At 40.4% G+C, this 14,769-nt stretch carries 15 protein-coding genes; 8 read left to right on the forward strand and 7 right to left on the reverse strand.

Translation table 11 applies throughout. The features are described 5' to 3' along the window. Nucleotides 1–5: 5 nt before the first annotated feature. The 3 genes from FGL37_RS24880 (at nt 6) to FGL37_RS24890 (ending at nt 4,413) form a co-directional block, all read left to right on the forward strand. Entirely contained in the window at nt 6–1,046 is a 1,041-nt protein-coding gene (locus FGL37_RS24880) for a sensor histidine kinase (RefSeq protein ID WP_051606495.1), read from the forward strand. Continuing rightward, nucleotides 1,036–1,749, forward strand: a complete 714-nt coding sequence (locus FGL37_RS24885) for a LytR/AlgR family response regulator transcription factor (RefSeq protein ID WP_028068633.1) — start codon at nt 1,036–1,038, stop codon at nt 1,747–1,749. Before FGL37_RS24880 ends, FGL37_RS24885 begins: the two co-directional genes overlap by 11 nt. Before the next feature lie 126 nt (nt 1,750–1,875). Beyond that, the gene (locus FGL37_RS24890) at nt 1,876–4,413 is read left to right on the forward strand and encodes a TonB-dependent receptor (RefSeq protein ID WP_028068634.1); all 2,538 of its coding nucleotides are present in this window, start codon (nt 1,876–1,878) and stop codon (nt 4,411–4,413) included. 196 nt (nt 4,414–4,609) lie between these two features. Here FGL37_RS24890 and FGL37_RS24895 read toward each other — a convergent pair whose 3' ends face one another. From FGL37_RS24895 to FGL37_RS24905, 3 genes are all read right to left on the reverse strand, one after another. After that, nucleotides 4,610–5,377 carry an HAD family hydrolase gene (locus FGL37_RS24895; RefSeq protein WP_081817775.1) on the reverse strand — a complete coding sequence of 256 codons (768 nt, stop codon included), beginning with the start codon at nt 5,375–5,377 and terminating at the stop codon, nt 4,610–4,612. Nucleotides 5,378–5,459: 82 nt separating this feature from the next. Then, nucleotides 5,460–5,909, reverse strand: a complete 450-nt coding sequence (locus tag FGL37_RS24900) for a DoxX family protein (RefSeq protein WP_028068635.1) — start codon at nt 5,907–5,909, stop codon at nt 5,460–5,462. Between the two features lie 51 nt (nt 5,910–5,960). Next, on the reverse strand, nt 5,961–6,527 hold the full coding sequence (locus FGL37_RS24905; protein WP_028068636.1) for a Crp/Fnr family transcriptional regulator: 567 nt from the start codon (nt 6,525–6,527) through the stop codon (nt 5,961–5,963). Nucleotides 6,528–6,663: 136 nt separating this feature from the next. Between FGL37_RS24905 and FGL37_RS24910 the strand changes: the two genes are divergently transcribed. Together FGL37_RS24910 and FGL37_RS24915 are read left to right on the forward strand one after the other, a co-directional pair. Then, entirely contained in the window at nt 6,664–7,917 is a 1,254-nt protein-coding gene (locus tag FGL37_RS24910; RefSeq protein ID WP_028068637.1) for a hypothetical protein, read from the forward strand. Nucleotides 7,918–8,038: 121 nt separating this feature from the next. Then, on the forward strand, nt 8,039–8,875 hold the full coding sequence (locus tag FGL37_RS24915) for a helix-turn-helix domain-containing protein (protein ID WP_081817776.1): 837 nt from the start codon (nt 8,039–8,041) through the stop codon (nt 8,873–8,875). Nucleotides 8,876–8,934: 59 nt separating this feature from the next. Here FGL37_RS24915 and FGL37_RS24920 read toward each other — a convergent pair whose 3' ends face one another. The 3 genes from FGL37_RS24920 to FGL37_RS24925 form a co-directional block, all read right to left on the reverse strand. Continuing rightward, entirely contained in the window at nt 8,935–10,122 is a 1,188-nt protein-coding gene (locus FGL37_RS24920; protein ID WP_197734509.1) for a glycoside hydrolase family 16 protein, read from the reverse strand. Continuing rightward, a complete protein-coding gene (locus FGL37_RS25645; RefSeq protein ID WP_197734510.1) occupies nt 10,123–10,521 on the reverse strand; it encodes a hypothetical protein in 399 nt (132 codons plus the stop codon). A 195-nt stretch (nt 10,522–10,716) separates the two neighbouring features. Then, on the reverse strand, nt 10,717–11,721 hold the full coding sequence (locus FGL37_RS24925) for a hypothetical protein (protein WP_028068640.1): 1,005 nt from the start codon (nt 11,719–11,721) through the stop codon (nt 10,717–10,719). 416 nt (nt 11,722–12,137) lie between these two features. On the opposite strand from FGL37_RS24925, the gene FGL37_RS24930 reads away from it, so the two are divergent. From FGL37_RS24930 to FGL37_RS24940, 3 genes are all read left to right on the forward strand, one after another. Further along, the gene (locus FGL37_RS24930) at nt 12,138–12,341 is read left to right on the forward strand and encodes a hypothetical protein (protein ID WP_138097076.1); all 204 of its coding nucleotides are present in this window, start codon (nt 12,138–12,140) and stop codon (nt 12,339–12,341) included. A 147-nt stretch (nt 12,342–12,488) separates the two neighbouring features. After that, nucleotides 12,489–13,064, forward strand: coding sequence for a Crp/Fnr family transcriptional regulator (locus FGL37_RS24935; RefSeq protein ID WP_028068642.1), 576 nt, complete (start codon nt 12,489–12,491; stop codon nt 13,062–13,064). Nucleotides 13,065–13,178: 114 nt separating this feature from the next. Continuing rightward, nucleotides 13,179–13,877 carry a type 1 glutamine amidotransferase domain-containing protein gene (locus FGL37_RS24940; RefSeq protein WP_028068643.1) on the forward strand — a complete coding sequence of 233 codons (699 nt, stop codon included), beginning with the start codon at nt 13,179–13,181 and terminating at the stop codon, nt 13,875–13,877. A gap of 82 nt (nt 13,878–13,959) precedes the next feature. Here FGL37_RS24940 and FGL37_RS24945 read toward each other — a convergent pair whose 3' ends face one another. Then, nucleotides 13,960–14,736, reverse strand: coding sequence for an OBAP family protein (locus FGL37_RS24945; protein ID WP_037532203.1), 777 nt, complete (start codon nt 14,734–14,736; stop codon nt 13,960–13,962). Nucleotides 14,737–14,769 lie beyond the last annotated feature (33 nt).

Below are 14,769 nucleotides of genomic sequence, written 5' to 3' on the forward strand. Positions count from 1 at the left end.
GCAGTATGATCAGTAGGTTCTTCAAAAAATTCTATCTACACGTCGTTATATGGACCATCCTGCTATTGCTTCCCTTTATAACTTATCTTTATCAGCCGGATAAGATCGCTGATTTCAAAATCTATGCAGCAGCAACACATCTCGTGAATATCCTATTTTTGGCTACAAATTTCTATCTGCTCTGTTACTTTGTGGCTCCGAAGTTTTTTTTCGGGCACCGCAAAACCTTTGCCGCCGCCATTGGAATAGGTTTTTTTATTTACGTAGGGCTCAATTACATAATCGTTTATTTTAATCCCGACGGTGAACTCGCCCATCTGGTCAGGGAAAATATACTATTTGTACGGCTTATTATAGGTCCGGGTATCATTTATTCGTTATGTATGATTACCTCTTCCATGATTTTTTTGTATGATGAACAAGCGAGGCAAAAAGAGTTGAACAAGCAAATTGCACTCGAAAAAACTACAGCCGAGCTCACCATATTAAAACTTCAGATCAGCCCGCATTTTCTCTTCAACACGCTCAATAACATCCGTTGGCTCATTCGCAAAAAATCGCCGGATTCCGAAAACACAATCATCAAACTATCAGAAATACTGCGTTATATACTTTATGAAGTCGATGGCCCCAAGGTTGAACTTTTTAAAGAAATCGAACACATGCGCAACTTTATCGCTCTTCAAACGCTGCGGCTTCCGATCGAAGGGAATGTAGAGTTAACGATCGATGATGCCGTCAAGAACAGGATGATTCCCCCCCTCTTGTTTATACACTTTGTCGAAAATGCGTTCAAATATGGAGTAGACAGCAAAAACAGCCCACAGATACAATTTCAGTTCCTTGAAACAGCGAACGGGATCAGTTTCAAATCACGTAATAAAATACTGCGGCATACAGAGTCCCGTACCAACGAGGGGATCGGTTTAACAAATGTCAGACGCCGGCTCCATTTGCTCTATCCACACCGGCACGACCTCTCACTTATAACGACCGAAGACGGCTATTTTGAAGTAATACTTAAATTAGTAATGGATGAAAATTAAATGCATACTACTGGACGATGAACCATTTGCGCTCAATATTTTAGAAGATGATCTCCTTTCTTTTGCGCAAATCGAAGTGCTTCATAAAGCCAATTCAGCAGCCGAGATCCTACCATATCTCAAAGATCATCACGTCGACCTCATTTTTTTGGACATACAGATGCCAGAACAGCTGGGCACACAGTTTGTTCGCGAGCTTACAAATCCGCCCCTCGTCATCTTCACTACAGCTCATCACCAGTATGCCGTAGAGGGGTTTGAATTAAATGCTGTCGACTATCTCCTTAAGCCGATCTCAAAAGAACGGCTTGCGACTGCCATCCAGAAAGTAGAAGATATCCTGTCGCTGCGTCCAAGGCGTATCGATGAAAACGACCATATCATCGTCAATGTAGCATACAAAAAAACTAAAATTTTGCTCCGTGAGATTAGCTATATCGAGGGGCTAAAAGATTACGTTAAAATCCACCTGGTAGATCGCAACATACCGCTTCTCACACGAAGTAACTTGCGGGGAATGGAAAAAATACTTCCGGCGACTAGCTTTCTCCGGGTACATAATTCTTTTATTGTCAATAAAGACAGAATACAACGCAGTACACATTCCAAGCTTTTTTTACCGGAGACGGTGCTGCCTCTCGGAAAAAAATACATAAAAGCAATAGACGAACTTTTACAGAACAGTACTGCTTATCTCCGATGATCCACCAGATTTCATTGGTCTACACATTCTATGTTTCAGTCTACAGATAATTGCATAGCTTAAAAATCCTTTTCAAATTTGCTTTCGGTTAAGTGCCATACTGTATATGGCCGTAGTAACGAAAACATGAAAAAAATCATAGTAACATTCTTAATAGCAACAGCAGCGATATCCTCCTATGCGCAGACAGCACCGATGGCGCGACCTACGGGATTTTCAGTTTCCGATGCGAAACTTTCGGGCCAGGTTACAGACAGCGTTGGAAAACCTATAGCCCAAGCCTCCATTAATCTTTTACGAATAACTCAAGACCCGTCAACGGGCAAAGAAAGAGAGATATTGATAAAAAGTACAAGTTCGTCGGAAAATGGAAAATTTAGTTTCACAAATGTAACGGTGAACGATAAATTAAAATTAAAAATCAGTTCTGTTGGTTATACATCTGTAGATCTTCCTGTAGAATTTGGTACCGAAAAGAACATAACGGAAAAAGATCTTGGAAGTATTGTGTTAGAAAACGACAATCGTAAGCTAGAAGAGGTGACCGTCACCGGGCGCAAAGCATTACTTGAGATGGATATTGATAAAAAGGTATATAATGTCGAAAAAAATATAGTTGCCGCAGGTGGTACAGCAATTGATGTGCTACGCAATATGCCATCCGTGCAGGTAGATATCGACGGCAACGTTAAACTCAGAAATGCGGCCCCCACCATTTTCGTCGACGGGAAACCCACCACGCTCACACCCGACCAGATTCCCGCCGATATTATTGACAAAATAGAAATCATTACCAATCCATCGGCAAAATATGATGCTTCGGGCAGTATGGCCGGGATCCTGAACATTATACTAAAGAAAAATAAAAAGACGGGGTATAACGGAATGGTGACACTTGGCGCAGATCGCTTTGGCGGAACCAACTTTATGGGAAGTCTCAATGCCCGCCAAAACAAACTCAACATCTCCCTTACAGCGATGAACATGCGGATGCGCACCAATACCGAAGGAGATAGCTATCGCTCAAGCAGCATTAATGATGTTACGTCATCTGTCGATCAGGAAATTAAAGGCAAGACAAAAGGGACCATTACTTTTGGAAGACTCGGTGTGGATTATGATTTTAGCCCCAAGACCACAGTATCTCTTGCCGGTATCCTGGTAGAGGGTAAATTCCGTCCATATGAAAATACATTCATAGAGACTGAATCGCAAAATATACGCTCATTGAGTAATCGAATTTCAGAATCTGAACGTAGCTTTAAACCCAGAGGCTTGCAAGCCGGGCTGATTCAAAAGTTCAAAACGGAGGGTGAAGAACTTACCGTGGACTTTAATTACTTTGGAGGTAGCAACAGATCTTATGGTACCTATACAACGGACTACTTAAACAGCGGCCACGAAAGTACAGGAACGCAGATTCAAAAAAATACCGGTTCAGGCAACAATAAATTTATGACCGTGCAGGCGGATTATGTCAAACCTTTTACTAACGGAATGAAACTAGAAGCTGGAATCCGTGCACAGGTTAACGACATTGAGAATCTCAATGACAACTCGCTCAAAGCTGTCGGCAAAGAGGAATTCGAGAACATTACTGCCGCATCGGCCAATTACGACAGCAAAAACAGCGTGTATGCAGTTTATGCTTCGCTTGGTGGAAATTTAAAAGATTGGGTATCGTATAAGATTGGACTACGAGCAGAAAGTTCCACATACGATGGTGAGCTGCTGAACACCAATGAGAAGTTTCACAACCGCTATCCGCTGAGTCTTTTTCCATCGTTATTTCTGAGCAAGAAGGTTTCTGAAAAGGATCAGATTCAGATGAGTGTAACCCGTCGTGTCAACCGTCCCAATTTCTTTCAGATTATTCCTTTCATCGACTATACAGACAGTCTCAATATTACCCGTGGTAATGCTAATCTGGTGCCCGAGTTCACTACTTCCGCCGAATTGTCTTATAGCCGCACGCTGGGTAAAGGCACTTTCCTGACTTCGTTTTACTACAAGCATACCAACGACCTCATCACCCGTTATCTAACACAGGAGCTCAATCCCATCACCGGAAAAATGGACTTTATCAATACGTATATCAATGCAAACTCCAGCAAAAATTATGGTGCGGAATTTACCTACACCAATAACATGCTAAAATGGTGGGATCTGACTGCTGACTTAAACTTTTACAATTCCAAAATTGACATTGACGACACCACTCCCGCTGATGGTATGTGGACCGTATTCGGAAAGCTAAACAACACCTTTAACCTCAAAAAAAATTGGAACCTGCAGCTCGCTTTTGAATATCAGGGCAAAACAAACATGCCAGTCACACAGAATCAGACCTTCGGTCCACCCATGAACCAAGCACAAAGTTCTTCGCAAGGATATATCAAACCTTTTTACGGAGTTGACTTTGCGATCAAAAAAAGTTTCTTAAAGAATCAAGCCGCTTCAGTGACTCTGGCTGTCAACGATATATTTAGAACGCGCGGCAATACGATTGTATCCTCGGGGGAAGGTTTTTCGCAAACTTACTACCGACTTTCCAACCCACAGCTTATAAAGCTTAACTTATCCTATCGCTTTGGCAAAATGGACATGAACATGTTCAAGAAAAATAAAAGCCAGAACGCGATGGAAGGAATACAGATGCAATAATTGTAGAATCCAACTTATTACCAAGTTCGGACTAAATTCTAAATTAAACGCAATATCGAACTACTTTTACACCCGGCCAACAGGGGGTTAACAGGGATACACCCCTGTTATACCCCTGTTAACCCCCTGTTATCTCGCTGTAATCCCCCTGTTACTATCGGATTTGATTATAATTTGGTGCCGTATTTTTCTGTCCTTATGCCTTCTCGCTGTGGATCCAATTTTCTTGGGTTTTACCATCAAAAGTTTTGCTATGGATGTCGAGAGGTTGCAAAATGCCAGTGTCGACAATCGATATAATTTCCAGCAGGTCATCCAAGATGTAATCCGCATGTGCCTGTTTCAACTGAACAGCAGTATGAGCACCTGTGGTAATTCCTATGCTTAGGGCACAGCCTGCACATCTACCCTCCTCAATGTCAATAATGGAGTCGCCGATTTTAATTACCTGAGCAGCATCACTAATTCCAAACTTCGTTCGCGCAAGATCAATCATATCAGGTTCAGGCCGGCCTTTGGTGACATCTGTCGCCGTAATCAAAGCGTCGACATCTCTTCCGACTTTCCAGTTCAATTTTTTCATAAGAAACTCAGCTGTCTGCCGATCATATCCGGTATTGAGTACACCGATTAGTTCCCTTTCTTTTAGCGCTGCAAAAAGTTGTTCAGCATGTGCATTCGGATAGATTTCTTGTTCTTTATAAGCTACTTTAAGTTCTTTCCGAAAGACTTCAAATATTTGTAAAGCTAATTTATCATCATCAACATCTAAACAATTTTTGAGCACCGTCCGAATTGCCTGTAACTTCTCTTTTCCAGCGCCGTGCTTCAGAACATCGCCCAGACTTAGCTGATAGTGGCCAACGATGTTAATCGCTGTTTGGAGTGTCTTATAAACTATATTATTTTCGTTGACGGTCGTGCCCGCCATATCGAGCACTAACATTTTGATCGCTTTTTTCATTTGTTTAGCAAAAATAAAAAACTGTTAAATAATACTTAACATTGATTTAATAACTTTTTGCTATTTTATGGTTAATTCCCTGTTACTGGATTGCTACATAATAGGTCCAGCAAATAAGGAGAAGCTGGAAAGGAATTCTAAACCACAGATACGCGGGCCCAGCACCATCGAAAGACGCTGTTTCATAATTCAGATGGCTAAAGCACGCCCGAATATTAGCTGGTAATACGGCAATAAAAAATAGGATCAACATTATACCGGTCTCACGGCTACATGTTGACACAAATATACCAACAGCAGCCAATGCTTCGAAAACTCCTGTCACATAGACCACCGTACGTTTAAATGGAACAAAGTCAGGCAGCATCAACTCCATACCGGTTGTGTATATGAAATGTCCAAGGGCGGTAAACAATAGCATAACACTAAGTGCAATTTTGCCAGCCAGCACATGATCTCCATGCCCTTTGGAAAACCATATTGTCAAATTCGAGAAAATAAAAACAATAATCAAAATATAGAACGGTTTCATCTTTTTTTTTCAAAAATAAAGATGCGGATAGTGCAGGTCAATGAACAATTGTTAATAAATTTCCTTTCTGATCCTGCTTAGCGACTGTGGTCTCACACCTATATAAGAAGCTAGATATTTTAAGGGGATATGCTTGATCATCTGGGGCTGTTCCCGCAGCAGATTAAGATAGCGTGTCTTCGCGGTATCTTCAAGTAAGGACACTTCGCGCTTCATTTTCTTCAGAAAGATGTCTTCCGCTGCTTTTCGCCCAATGATGTTTCCCACTTGTGTGCACTTGTAAACACTATTGAGGTCGTCGAAGGAAATACGCCATAGTACACAATCCGTAATGGCTTCGACATTATAAAACGAAGGTGATTGTGTAAGAAAAGAATCATAGGCACTCACAAAGGAATTCTCAAATGCAAAACCGAACGTAAAATCATGGTCCAGCTTTGGAATATTGAATCGTACAATACCATACTCAATAAAAGACAGATACCTCTCCGTATGACCCATCTTCAAAAGCAATGACTTTTTTGGAAATTCTACTTTCTCCAGTTTGGAAGAAAAGATCACCCAGTCGCTATCTTCCATTTTAACAAGTGAATTAAAGTAGTTTTTGATTTTTTCCATGGCATCCATATTTAGGGCAAGATAAAAACTTCGGCACAAAAAGCATCAAGATTTTTACGTTAGCTAAGTATTATTTTGTGTCAAAAACTAAATAATTACACAAATAAATATTATATTACCCCAATAAACTTAACTTATGATTCGTATTTCTGAAAATAAAAGTGAAGCATGGTCTTTATTTAGGAAAGCTGTTTTCCGTTTCCTCTTTATTTTTATTACTTCTTTCATTTTCGTATTTAACAATGGAACATTTCCGCTTTACGGATATATCAATACCCCGCTCAATGATTTAATGCATTTGGTCACACCGTGGTTTGCAAAAACGATCTTAGGGTATACATATGATTATAGCATATTTGTGAACGGAAGTGGTGACACATCCTATGCCTGGGTTTCGCTTTTGCTATTGATTACTTTTGCCTTGGCGGCTTCACTTATCTGGTCTCTCACTGATTCGAAACGCCCTCATTATAATACACTATATTACTGGTTAACCGTCCTGATACGTTATTATATTGCTTTTATGCTGATCAATTACGGCGTTATCAAGGTGATGCACGCGCAAATGCCTCCGCCGACTTTAACCAGACTCATTCAGCCTTTGGGTGAATTCTCTCCAATGGGCCTGGCCTGGACCTTCATTGGTTACTCCAAAGGTTACAATATACTTATTGGCGTAGCCGAGATCTTGTCAGTTTTTCTTCTCTTCAGAAAAACAATGGTGCTAGGCTGTCTTATAACAACAGTGAGTACGATCAATATAATGGCAATCAATTATTTTTATGACGTTCCGGTAAAGATGATCTCGACTGCGTTATTCTTACTTTCGGTATATTTATTAATACCTTATTTGCAAAGTCTATATACACTATTTATTTTGGGTAAACCTGTGCAATTAACTCAGCTTGGGCAACCGCTTAAGGAGGACTGGAGAAAAAAGGGAATAAAAATTTGTAAGATATTCATTATTTCACTTTTTACGATACTACAGGTAATAGGTATTTATAAAACGCGACAAGCAATGTCAACATATTTTAGTAGATCGCCGCTATATGGGATTTACCGCTTTGCCCCCCTACAAAAAGCTGTCCGTACCATTCCAGAAGATTGGCGGCTGATCATCTTTGAATTTAACAACGATCATGTTCTTGTGCGCGACAGCTATTATTCCCCGATTTACCAGACAGTCATAATAGATCATCCGAAGAAAAAGATCACATTAAATCAATTTCAATATGATTATAAAATCAACCAGAATGGTGACATTCTGTTAAGGAAAGTTTTTGATGACCGCGTTGAAGAAATAAAGCTTATCAAACAGGATCCGCAACAATTTGAATTGTTAACCCATCCCTTTCGTTGGATACAGGAATTTCCGCACAACAGGTAAGCGGCTCTTCGCTCAAAGCTCTATCCTTGCAGGGGAAGGTGCTTATCACGAAGACGATCAGCGGCAAAACAAACTCTCGATTTTTTTGAAACCCATAACAACCAAATAAACCCCGAAAAAGATGTTTGAAACCGGCACTAAAAGAAGAAGTGACAAGCTATCAGAAGAAATTAATGTACATTACATCGAATGGTGCGGGCGGCGCCATAGAACAAAAACCACACGGAGAGACGAATTCACGATTACCCTGTCACATTCAAAAAGAGGCGCTCACCATATAGACCATCATCGATATCCCATGCGCGGCTATCAGATCCACGTTGTTTTCCCTGGTCAGTTGAGTCATTTCAGCATTTTGGATCATACGATTGTATGTCAACTTGTAATTGCTAAGAGAAGCTTTGATATGCTTCGTTTTGCATTGCGGTTTAATATGCAAGTGTACCGGACCTTTCCTGTACAGGAACTTACAAAACCCAAATTTGATATTCTTCATCATGAATTAAAACATATAGGAAATGAACTGTATCAAGACCGTCCGATGTTCGACGTCATCAGCTCCCGCGCACGGCTCACACTGCAGGAAATTAGTCGTGTTCTGGAAAAAAAAGTGAGTGACAGGAAACTGCTGGCTTATCCCGATAAGCTGGCCGAATTCATTGATCTTGTGGAGCTCCATTACAAAACCGAGCACAGTATCGCATTCTATATAAACAAACTAAACATTACCCAAAGCCATCTTGCCTCGCTTACACGGAAACATAAGCATATAACACCAACCAATATTATAAAAAGCAGAATACTGGAGGAAGCGATCAGGCTGCTAAGCCAACCCTCCGTAACGGTCAAAGATGTTATGCTTGAGTTAGGTTTTACGGACCAAACAGTTTTTAATCATTTTATCAAGAGAATGGCTGGAATCTCGCCGGGTACAATAAAAAAGAATCAAAATATTTAAATACAATTTTCCTGCAATCAAATTCACTTCGGCTAGCAATATGGCGAAATCATATCGCTCTACTTCTTCTCTATAGTAATATTGTCTAAGTATGCCGTTTCTTGCCCCACATTTTTAAACAAAATCCGCACGATTTTCTTATTAGCTGCGACTTCTGTCCCCGTATTAAAAGCTATACGATGTTGGCTGCCATTCCCACTTAAAAGTTGTGGCTGACGCCGGATAGTAGTAAGTGCTCCGCTCACTGGTGTTACATCGTCGATTTCTAACTCAATAGAAGAGCTCTTACCCCAATATTCCAGAAGATAAGCTTGCTGAGGATCCAAATAAACATACTGCTCTATTTGTTTACCTACAGGAAGAGCCGCAGCATGGCTGCCTCCTTCTCCACTACCAACTTCTAACCGCGCCTCCCCTTCCCAAGGTGGCAGTCCGCCCTTCGCCTCGAAGTCTGGGTTAGGAAGTTCATTTTCATTTTTTAGGGGCCAGCTGTAAGCCCGGATATAATCGACCTCCATATTCACGCCCCCTTCCGAACCATAAGCGCCTAAAAATACATTCATAAAATGATTGGGCGAATAGATGTTGTTTTTATTGGCATATTCCTTAATCAGATCGCCATTGATGTAGTGTTTTATGCTTGTGGGGGTCCAAAGTACTCCGTGCGTTACCCATTTTCCAACATGTTCGTATCCCTCGGCTATATGCGTTGCCAGATTATGTTGAAATACACCTTTCTCATCTACATCACCATGTATAACAAATTGTGCGGTGATATATTCAAAAACGTCAATTTCGAAAAGCTGTCCTTTTGGTCTTATCCCTTTAATACCGTCTACTTCAGATCCCTTTTGAAGATAATAGCGGATATCAGGTCCGGGAGAATCAAACCAAAAAGCCGTGTTGGTACCTTTTGGGTTACCGCTACGATTGCGCCTGACCTTCACTTCGAAGTAACCACCCCTACTATTATCTAACAGGTTTTCATTGGTTCTCCAATCATAAGTTTGAATAGAGGATATCTTTTGATTTCCTCCTTCGGCGAAAATCCGCTTGGGCAGTGTATCATTAATGTAGAGGTTAATAGCGCTGCCATCCATCGTGTACGCAGGCTGCGGCAATTGACCGTCCAACATTTCCTGTTTTGATGCTTTATTTAGGTAATTGAGGGATGAAAAATAATTGGTTGTCCACTTATTGCGATTTAATAGCTGATCATTAAATTCATCCTGCCAAAAAATCTCCATTCAGGGTGGCACCGCTCCCGAACTTGGATTTCGTTGCAACTCGGCGAGTTCAGCATCGTCTAATACCCAATTTTTTGTGGTATAAGTCTTCGCGCTAGCCAATGTTTCACCAGAAGCAGACTCAAGCCATATATAATAGGTGGTCTCTGGTAAGACCTGCTCGATATAGTATCGTCTGCTCCCCTGTTCTATCAGGCTGCTGGGCACCGTCGGCCTTTTATTGGTGGCGGAGCAATAAATCTTGCTTCCCAAAAGCCCGCGCATATCCGCATCAATATCAACCCGTATCCAGCTTCTGGTGCCTAACAAACTTAGCTGTACTTTAGACGTTGTGGTTTGTGCTGACAGAAATGATGTCGTAAAGAGGCACGTTACAAATAGTATTATATATTTTTTCACAATAATGCGATTAATCGGCTCCAAAATTTATCAGCCGTTAAACGATAATAATCAGAATAATTGGGACTACCAAATTCCGCCGAAACGCAACCGATTGTTTAATTTAATGCCAAAAATTAATTCTCTTCAATTTGTCTCCGCTGTACGCAGGATCCTTCAAATCGGCAGTCGTATACTACATCCTAAGGGAGACCATCATTCCTTTTCTACACGTTCAAGAAAATCGTAGGAATACCAAAACTTCAGAAGGGAAAAATCCGCTAAGCTCCTGAGCGAATAGCTTATTGGAAAGTCAAATTTATTTTGTTGAACTTTACGTTCTTTGTGAAATTCAGTTATAAGTGTTTTTATACCCAACAGACCACTTGCTTGCTTAATATAGCTATCCTTTGCACCGCCCCGCAAATAAATCAACAAGTCCGACTCTTCTAATATAGCGACATCTATTGGTGTTAATGGCTGACCGGTCTGCAGCTTATCCAAGGCCCCTTCAAAATCGGCACGGGGATAGTCGCTTTCAGCCATCAGGATGGTATGGGTACCATAATTAACACAGTTGACATAATACGGTTTTAAATCCGAACTTTCACGCTGGCCGACATCTTTTCTACTAAAAGCAGCAGAAAACTCATTAAACTGAGTCATTAATGTAAAAGCAATGCTTTCATTATGCATTAAATAACCATACTTCCTTCTAATCGTGGTTGAGTCATTATGCTTAACAAGTCTTAAAACCGTATTTACATCAGCGCTATTGTTTAGATAATAACGAATGGCCCTATAATCAAAAAAATCTGCGACAGAATAACCTGTTGATGAAGTTACCGAAACCCCATCTCTATCCTGATTTTTACGTGCATAATCGCGCATCCTCGTGAAGCTAGGAACAAATTTACCGGCCTTATGAACAGAATTGGATGATTTAACAGCTATTTTGAAAGCCTTACGATATTTTTCTGGAGAGATCAAGGACAAGTTAGGTAGCGTATCTTTTAATCCCCATACGGATCCTAAATAGAAATCCTCGCCCATAGTACTATCCACATACATCTGACTGACTGAAAAGCCTACCGATCGGCCAATAAAATGATACTTTGCAGCTGTTGTACTGCTCTCAATTTCCAATTTGGAGTCAGCTTCTTCCTTGTCGCAACTAGACAAAAAGCATAAACCGAGCAACAGCACAACGATATATTTCATAATTTAACAATATGCATCATTTCGAACGTTTATTAAATGATCTCATTGACTTATGGACAAATGGTATCAGTTTCAATCAAATATATATATAAAATTTCAAAAGGACCTCACAAAAATCAGAATAACAATAAAATACATGGCCAATAACCTAACAGGCCTAACCTAATACAGGTGTACTATGTTCTCATTCCTGACTAGCATTCCTCAGTCTAACAAGGGCAAATAACACGGTAAAAGATAATGCGGTCAATCCCGAAATCGCCATATTTAATCTAGTGATTAGCACATGATCGGACATGGAATACTTAATACCATAATAAGTGATCGTATAAGCAAGTAAATAGATAACTAATGTTTTAATAATCTGCATAAATTCAAAGAATGAGTACCTAGCGGTAATAAAACCTATCAAAGGTATGAAGCTATTTTATAAAGTTCGTTATCCTGTTACAAAGCGTTTTATGCGATTTACAATCCGCAGGTATGTTGCCATCTTTTTTAATATCGATATCGAAGCAGGCATAAAAAAACACCCGAAAGCATGGGGTACTCCGGGTGTTTTAGCCATATTATTAACCTATTTTATGAAAAGTGCCCTAGAATGGGCAACACTAAATTAGAAAAAAGATTTGTCTAAACAAAATAAAAATGATTTTTTTTATCGCTAAATCGGTTCATCTAGTTTTCCCTCCTACATTATGTATGATAGCTTGACATGAAAAATAATCGCTATTTTTGACTTAATCAGATAATGAAAGGGTATATATATGACGTCTAAAGAAATCCTACGACAACATGTCAGCAAAACCGTTGAACTGAGCGACGAACAATATGATTATTTCTTTTCGTTATTTAAACCTGTTTCTTTTAAAAGAAAACAACTGATTATCAGTCCCGGTGATGTTGTGGAAAACGAGTATTTTGTATTGAACGGCTGTCTTAAAACCTTTATAGTCAATAACGAACTTAAAATGCACATCTTACAATTTGCGACTTCAACTTGGTGGGCTTCCGATTACAATGCGCTTCACAACGGTACAGCGGCCACCTTATCACTGGACTGCGTCAGTGACTCCGATACATTGTGTCTCTTGGGCGAAGACAGAGAAAGAGCCTGCAAAGAAATCCACGAAATAGAAAGCTTTTTTAGATGGCGTTCCAACAAAGGTTATATCGGTCTTCAAAAAAGAATTTTATCCCTACTAAATAATGACGCACGTAGTCGTTATGAGGAACTCATGAATCAATACCCCTTACTTTACAATCTTGTTCCGAAGCATTTAATCGCAGCCTATTTGGGTGTCTCCAGAGAAACCCTGAGCCGCCTTCACAACATTAAATGATGTGATCTACATCACAAAAATAAGCCCGTCATTAAATTGTGATGTATATCACACAAAGGTCTTCGGTATTATGCCCTACTTTGTATCGTCATTTTGAACATATAATATTTAAAGATGGGAAAAAAACAAAATTTAAAAGTACTGATTGTACTGACCTCGCATGACCAACTGGGAGATACTGGGGCTAAGACAGGCTTCTGGATAGAGGAATTCGCCGCCCCATATTATGTTATGGCAGAGGCCGGAGTCGATTTGACGCTCGCCTCTCCGAAAGGAGGAAAACCTCCAGTCGACCCAAAAAGTGCGTTACCTGAATTTCAGACCGAAGCCACCAAGCGGTTCGATGAAGACAAAGAGCTTCAATTCAAATTGGAGCACACCCTTGTTCTAAATCAGATTAAGGAAGATGAATATGACGCTATTTTCTATCCCGGTGGCCACGGTCCCCTATGGGATCTGGCAAACGACAGCGATTCTATTGCACTTATTGAGGCATTTTGGCGGCATGGCAAGCCGGTAGCAGCAGTATGTCACGCACCGGGAATATTTCGATTTGTTAAAGATGCACATGGTGTTCCTCTTGTAAAAGATAAAAATGTGACCGGATTTTCGAATACCGAAGAAGAAGCTGTACAACTGACCCAGGTCGTTCCTTTTCTAGTCGAAGATGAGTTGAAAAAACTCGGTGGCCGATATAGCAAGGGTGCAGACTGGAGTAACCATGTGGTCATAGACGGGAGCCTGATTACAGGGCAGAACCCACAATCCTCAGAAGATACTGCACGTGAGCTTCTGTCATTATTAATGAAGTAATTTGGGTAAACAGCGTTAAAAGACATTTGTAATGTCATATCCCGATTTTAACGCTGTTTATTTACTTCATGCGTGCACATTTTTATCGAATATTGTGCTGCTGCTTGTGCGATGCACTATCTGGACGATCGGTTAGCACAAACTGTCTAATATCACCTTTTTCCCAGGCATTTGCAGAAGGGTCTATTACTGGCATAGGAATATCCGACCTATGCTGCTTTTTTTTGATCGTCGATATTTGAAAGCGCCTGTCCCTTTCAGCAATCAGCTGTTGATGAATTTGCCCATCTTTTGTAAAGCCCATCATGATCATTGGAACTCCTACAGGCAAACTATTCTCCTGGTCTGTATGCCAGGTATGAATCGTCTTACCATAAGTATGAATAAGCTTTTCCATTAACTCGTGCTCGACGTCATCCGGTATGCCCGGGGCAACAAGACTACCCGAACTCACCTCATAATGATGCGAATGCCAAAGTTTCTTTTCCTCTTCGGGCAATGTTCTAAAAATTTTGTCGGTGATTATATATTCTACCCCCATCAGCTTGGCATCTTCGCCGTTGCCGTCAAAAATGATGGCCTGATAAATATCATTATTCAATTGCTGCACGTAATGATGCGCTTCCATTTGCGCGTTCATATTACCATTGTAAAAATGAAATCCGTCAAGATATACATTAAATGACTTTAAAGGGCTCTTATCCTGTAGAAGATTTGCTCCCGCCTCCAGCGCTTTGTCCTTCGCTCCCTTTTCATTGCCAGGCACCTTCACATTGGATGTTGTATTTTTGCCGCCACAAGATATCCAGAGATGCATCACGATCAAGCCCATGCTCACATAAATAATTCGATTTTTCATCCGCATCTAATTTTGTTATAAGAATGTATACAT

It is taken from the genome of Sphingobacterium thalpophilum (assembly GCF_901482695.1).
In the GTDB taxonomy this organism is placed as follows: domain Bacteria; phylum Bacteroidota; class Bacteroidia; order Sphingobacteriales; family Sphingobacteriaceae; genus Sphingobacterium; species Sphingobacterium thalpophilum.

What these genes read in the sequence shown, in the direction of transcription:
- FGL37_RS24880 (WP_051606495.1), top strand. Translation starts at nt 6, where the DNA reads ATGATCAGTAGGTTCTTCAAAAAATTCTATCTACACGTCGTTATATGG.
- FGL37_RS24885 (WP_028068633.1), top strand. Translation starts at nt 1,036, where the DNA reads ATGAAAATTAAATGCATACTACTGGACGATGAACCATTTGCGCTCAAT.
- FGL37_RS24890 (WP_028068634.1), top strand. Translation starts at nt 1,876, where the DNA reads ATGAAAAAAATCATAGTAACATTCTTAATAGCAACAGCAGCGATATCC.
- FGL37_RS24895 (WP_081817775.1), bottom strand. Translation starts at nt 5,377, where the DNA reads ATGAAAAAAGCGATCAAAATGTTAGTGCTCGATATGGCGGGCACGACC.
- FGL37_RS24900 (WP_028068635.1), bottom strand. Translation starts at nt 5,909, where the DNA reads ATGAAACCGTTCTATATTTTGATTATTGTTTTTATTTTCTCGAATTTG.
- FGL37_RS24905 (WP_028068636.1), bottom strand. Translation starts at nt 6,527, where the DNA reads ATGGAAAAAATCAAAAACTACTTTAATTCACTTGTTAAAATGGAAGAT.
- FGL37_RS24910 (WP_028068637.1), top strand. Translation starts at nt 6,664, where the DNA reads ATGATTCGTATTTCTGAAAATAAAAGTGAAGCATGGTCTTTATTTAGG.
- FGL37_RS24915 (WP_081817776.1), top strand. Translation starts at nt 8,039, where the DNA reads ATGTTTGAAACCGGCACTAAAAGAAGAAGTGACAAGCTATCAGAAGAA.
- FGL37_RS24920 (WP_197734509.1), bottom strand. Translation starts at nt 10,122, where the DNA reads ATGGAGATTTTTTGGCAGGATGAATTTAATGATCAGCTATTAAATCGC.
- FGL37_RS24925 (WP_028068640.1), bottom strand. Translation starts at nt 11,721, where the DNA reads ATGAAATATATCGTTGTGCTGTTGCTCGGTTTATGCTTTTTGTCTAGT.
- FGL37_RS24930 (WP_138097076.1), top strand. Translation starts at nt 12,138, where the DNA reads ATGAAGCTATTTTATAAAGTTCGTTATCCTGTTACAAAGCGTTTTATG.
- FGL37_RS24935 (WP_028068642.1), top strand. Translation starts at nt 12,489, where the DNA reads ATGACGTCTAAAGAAATCCTACGACAACATGTCAGCAAAACCGTTGAA.
- FGL37_RS24940 (WP_028068643.1), top strand. Translation starts at nt 13,179, where the DNA reads ATGGGAAAAAAACAAAATTTAAAAGTACTGATTGTACTGACCTCGCAT.
- FGL37_RS24945 (WP_037532203.1), bottom strand. Translation starts at nt 14,736, where the DNA reads ATGAAAAATCGAATTATTTATGTGAGCATGGGCTTGATCGTGATGCAT.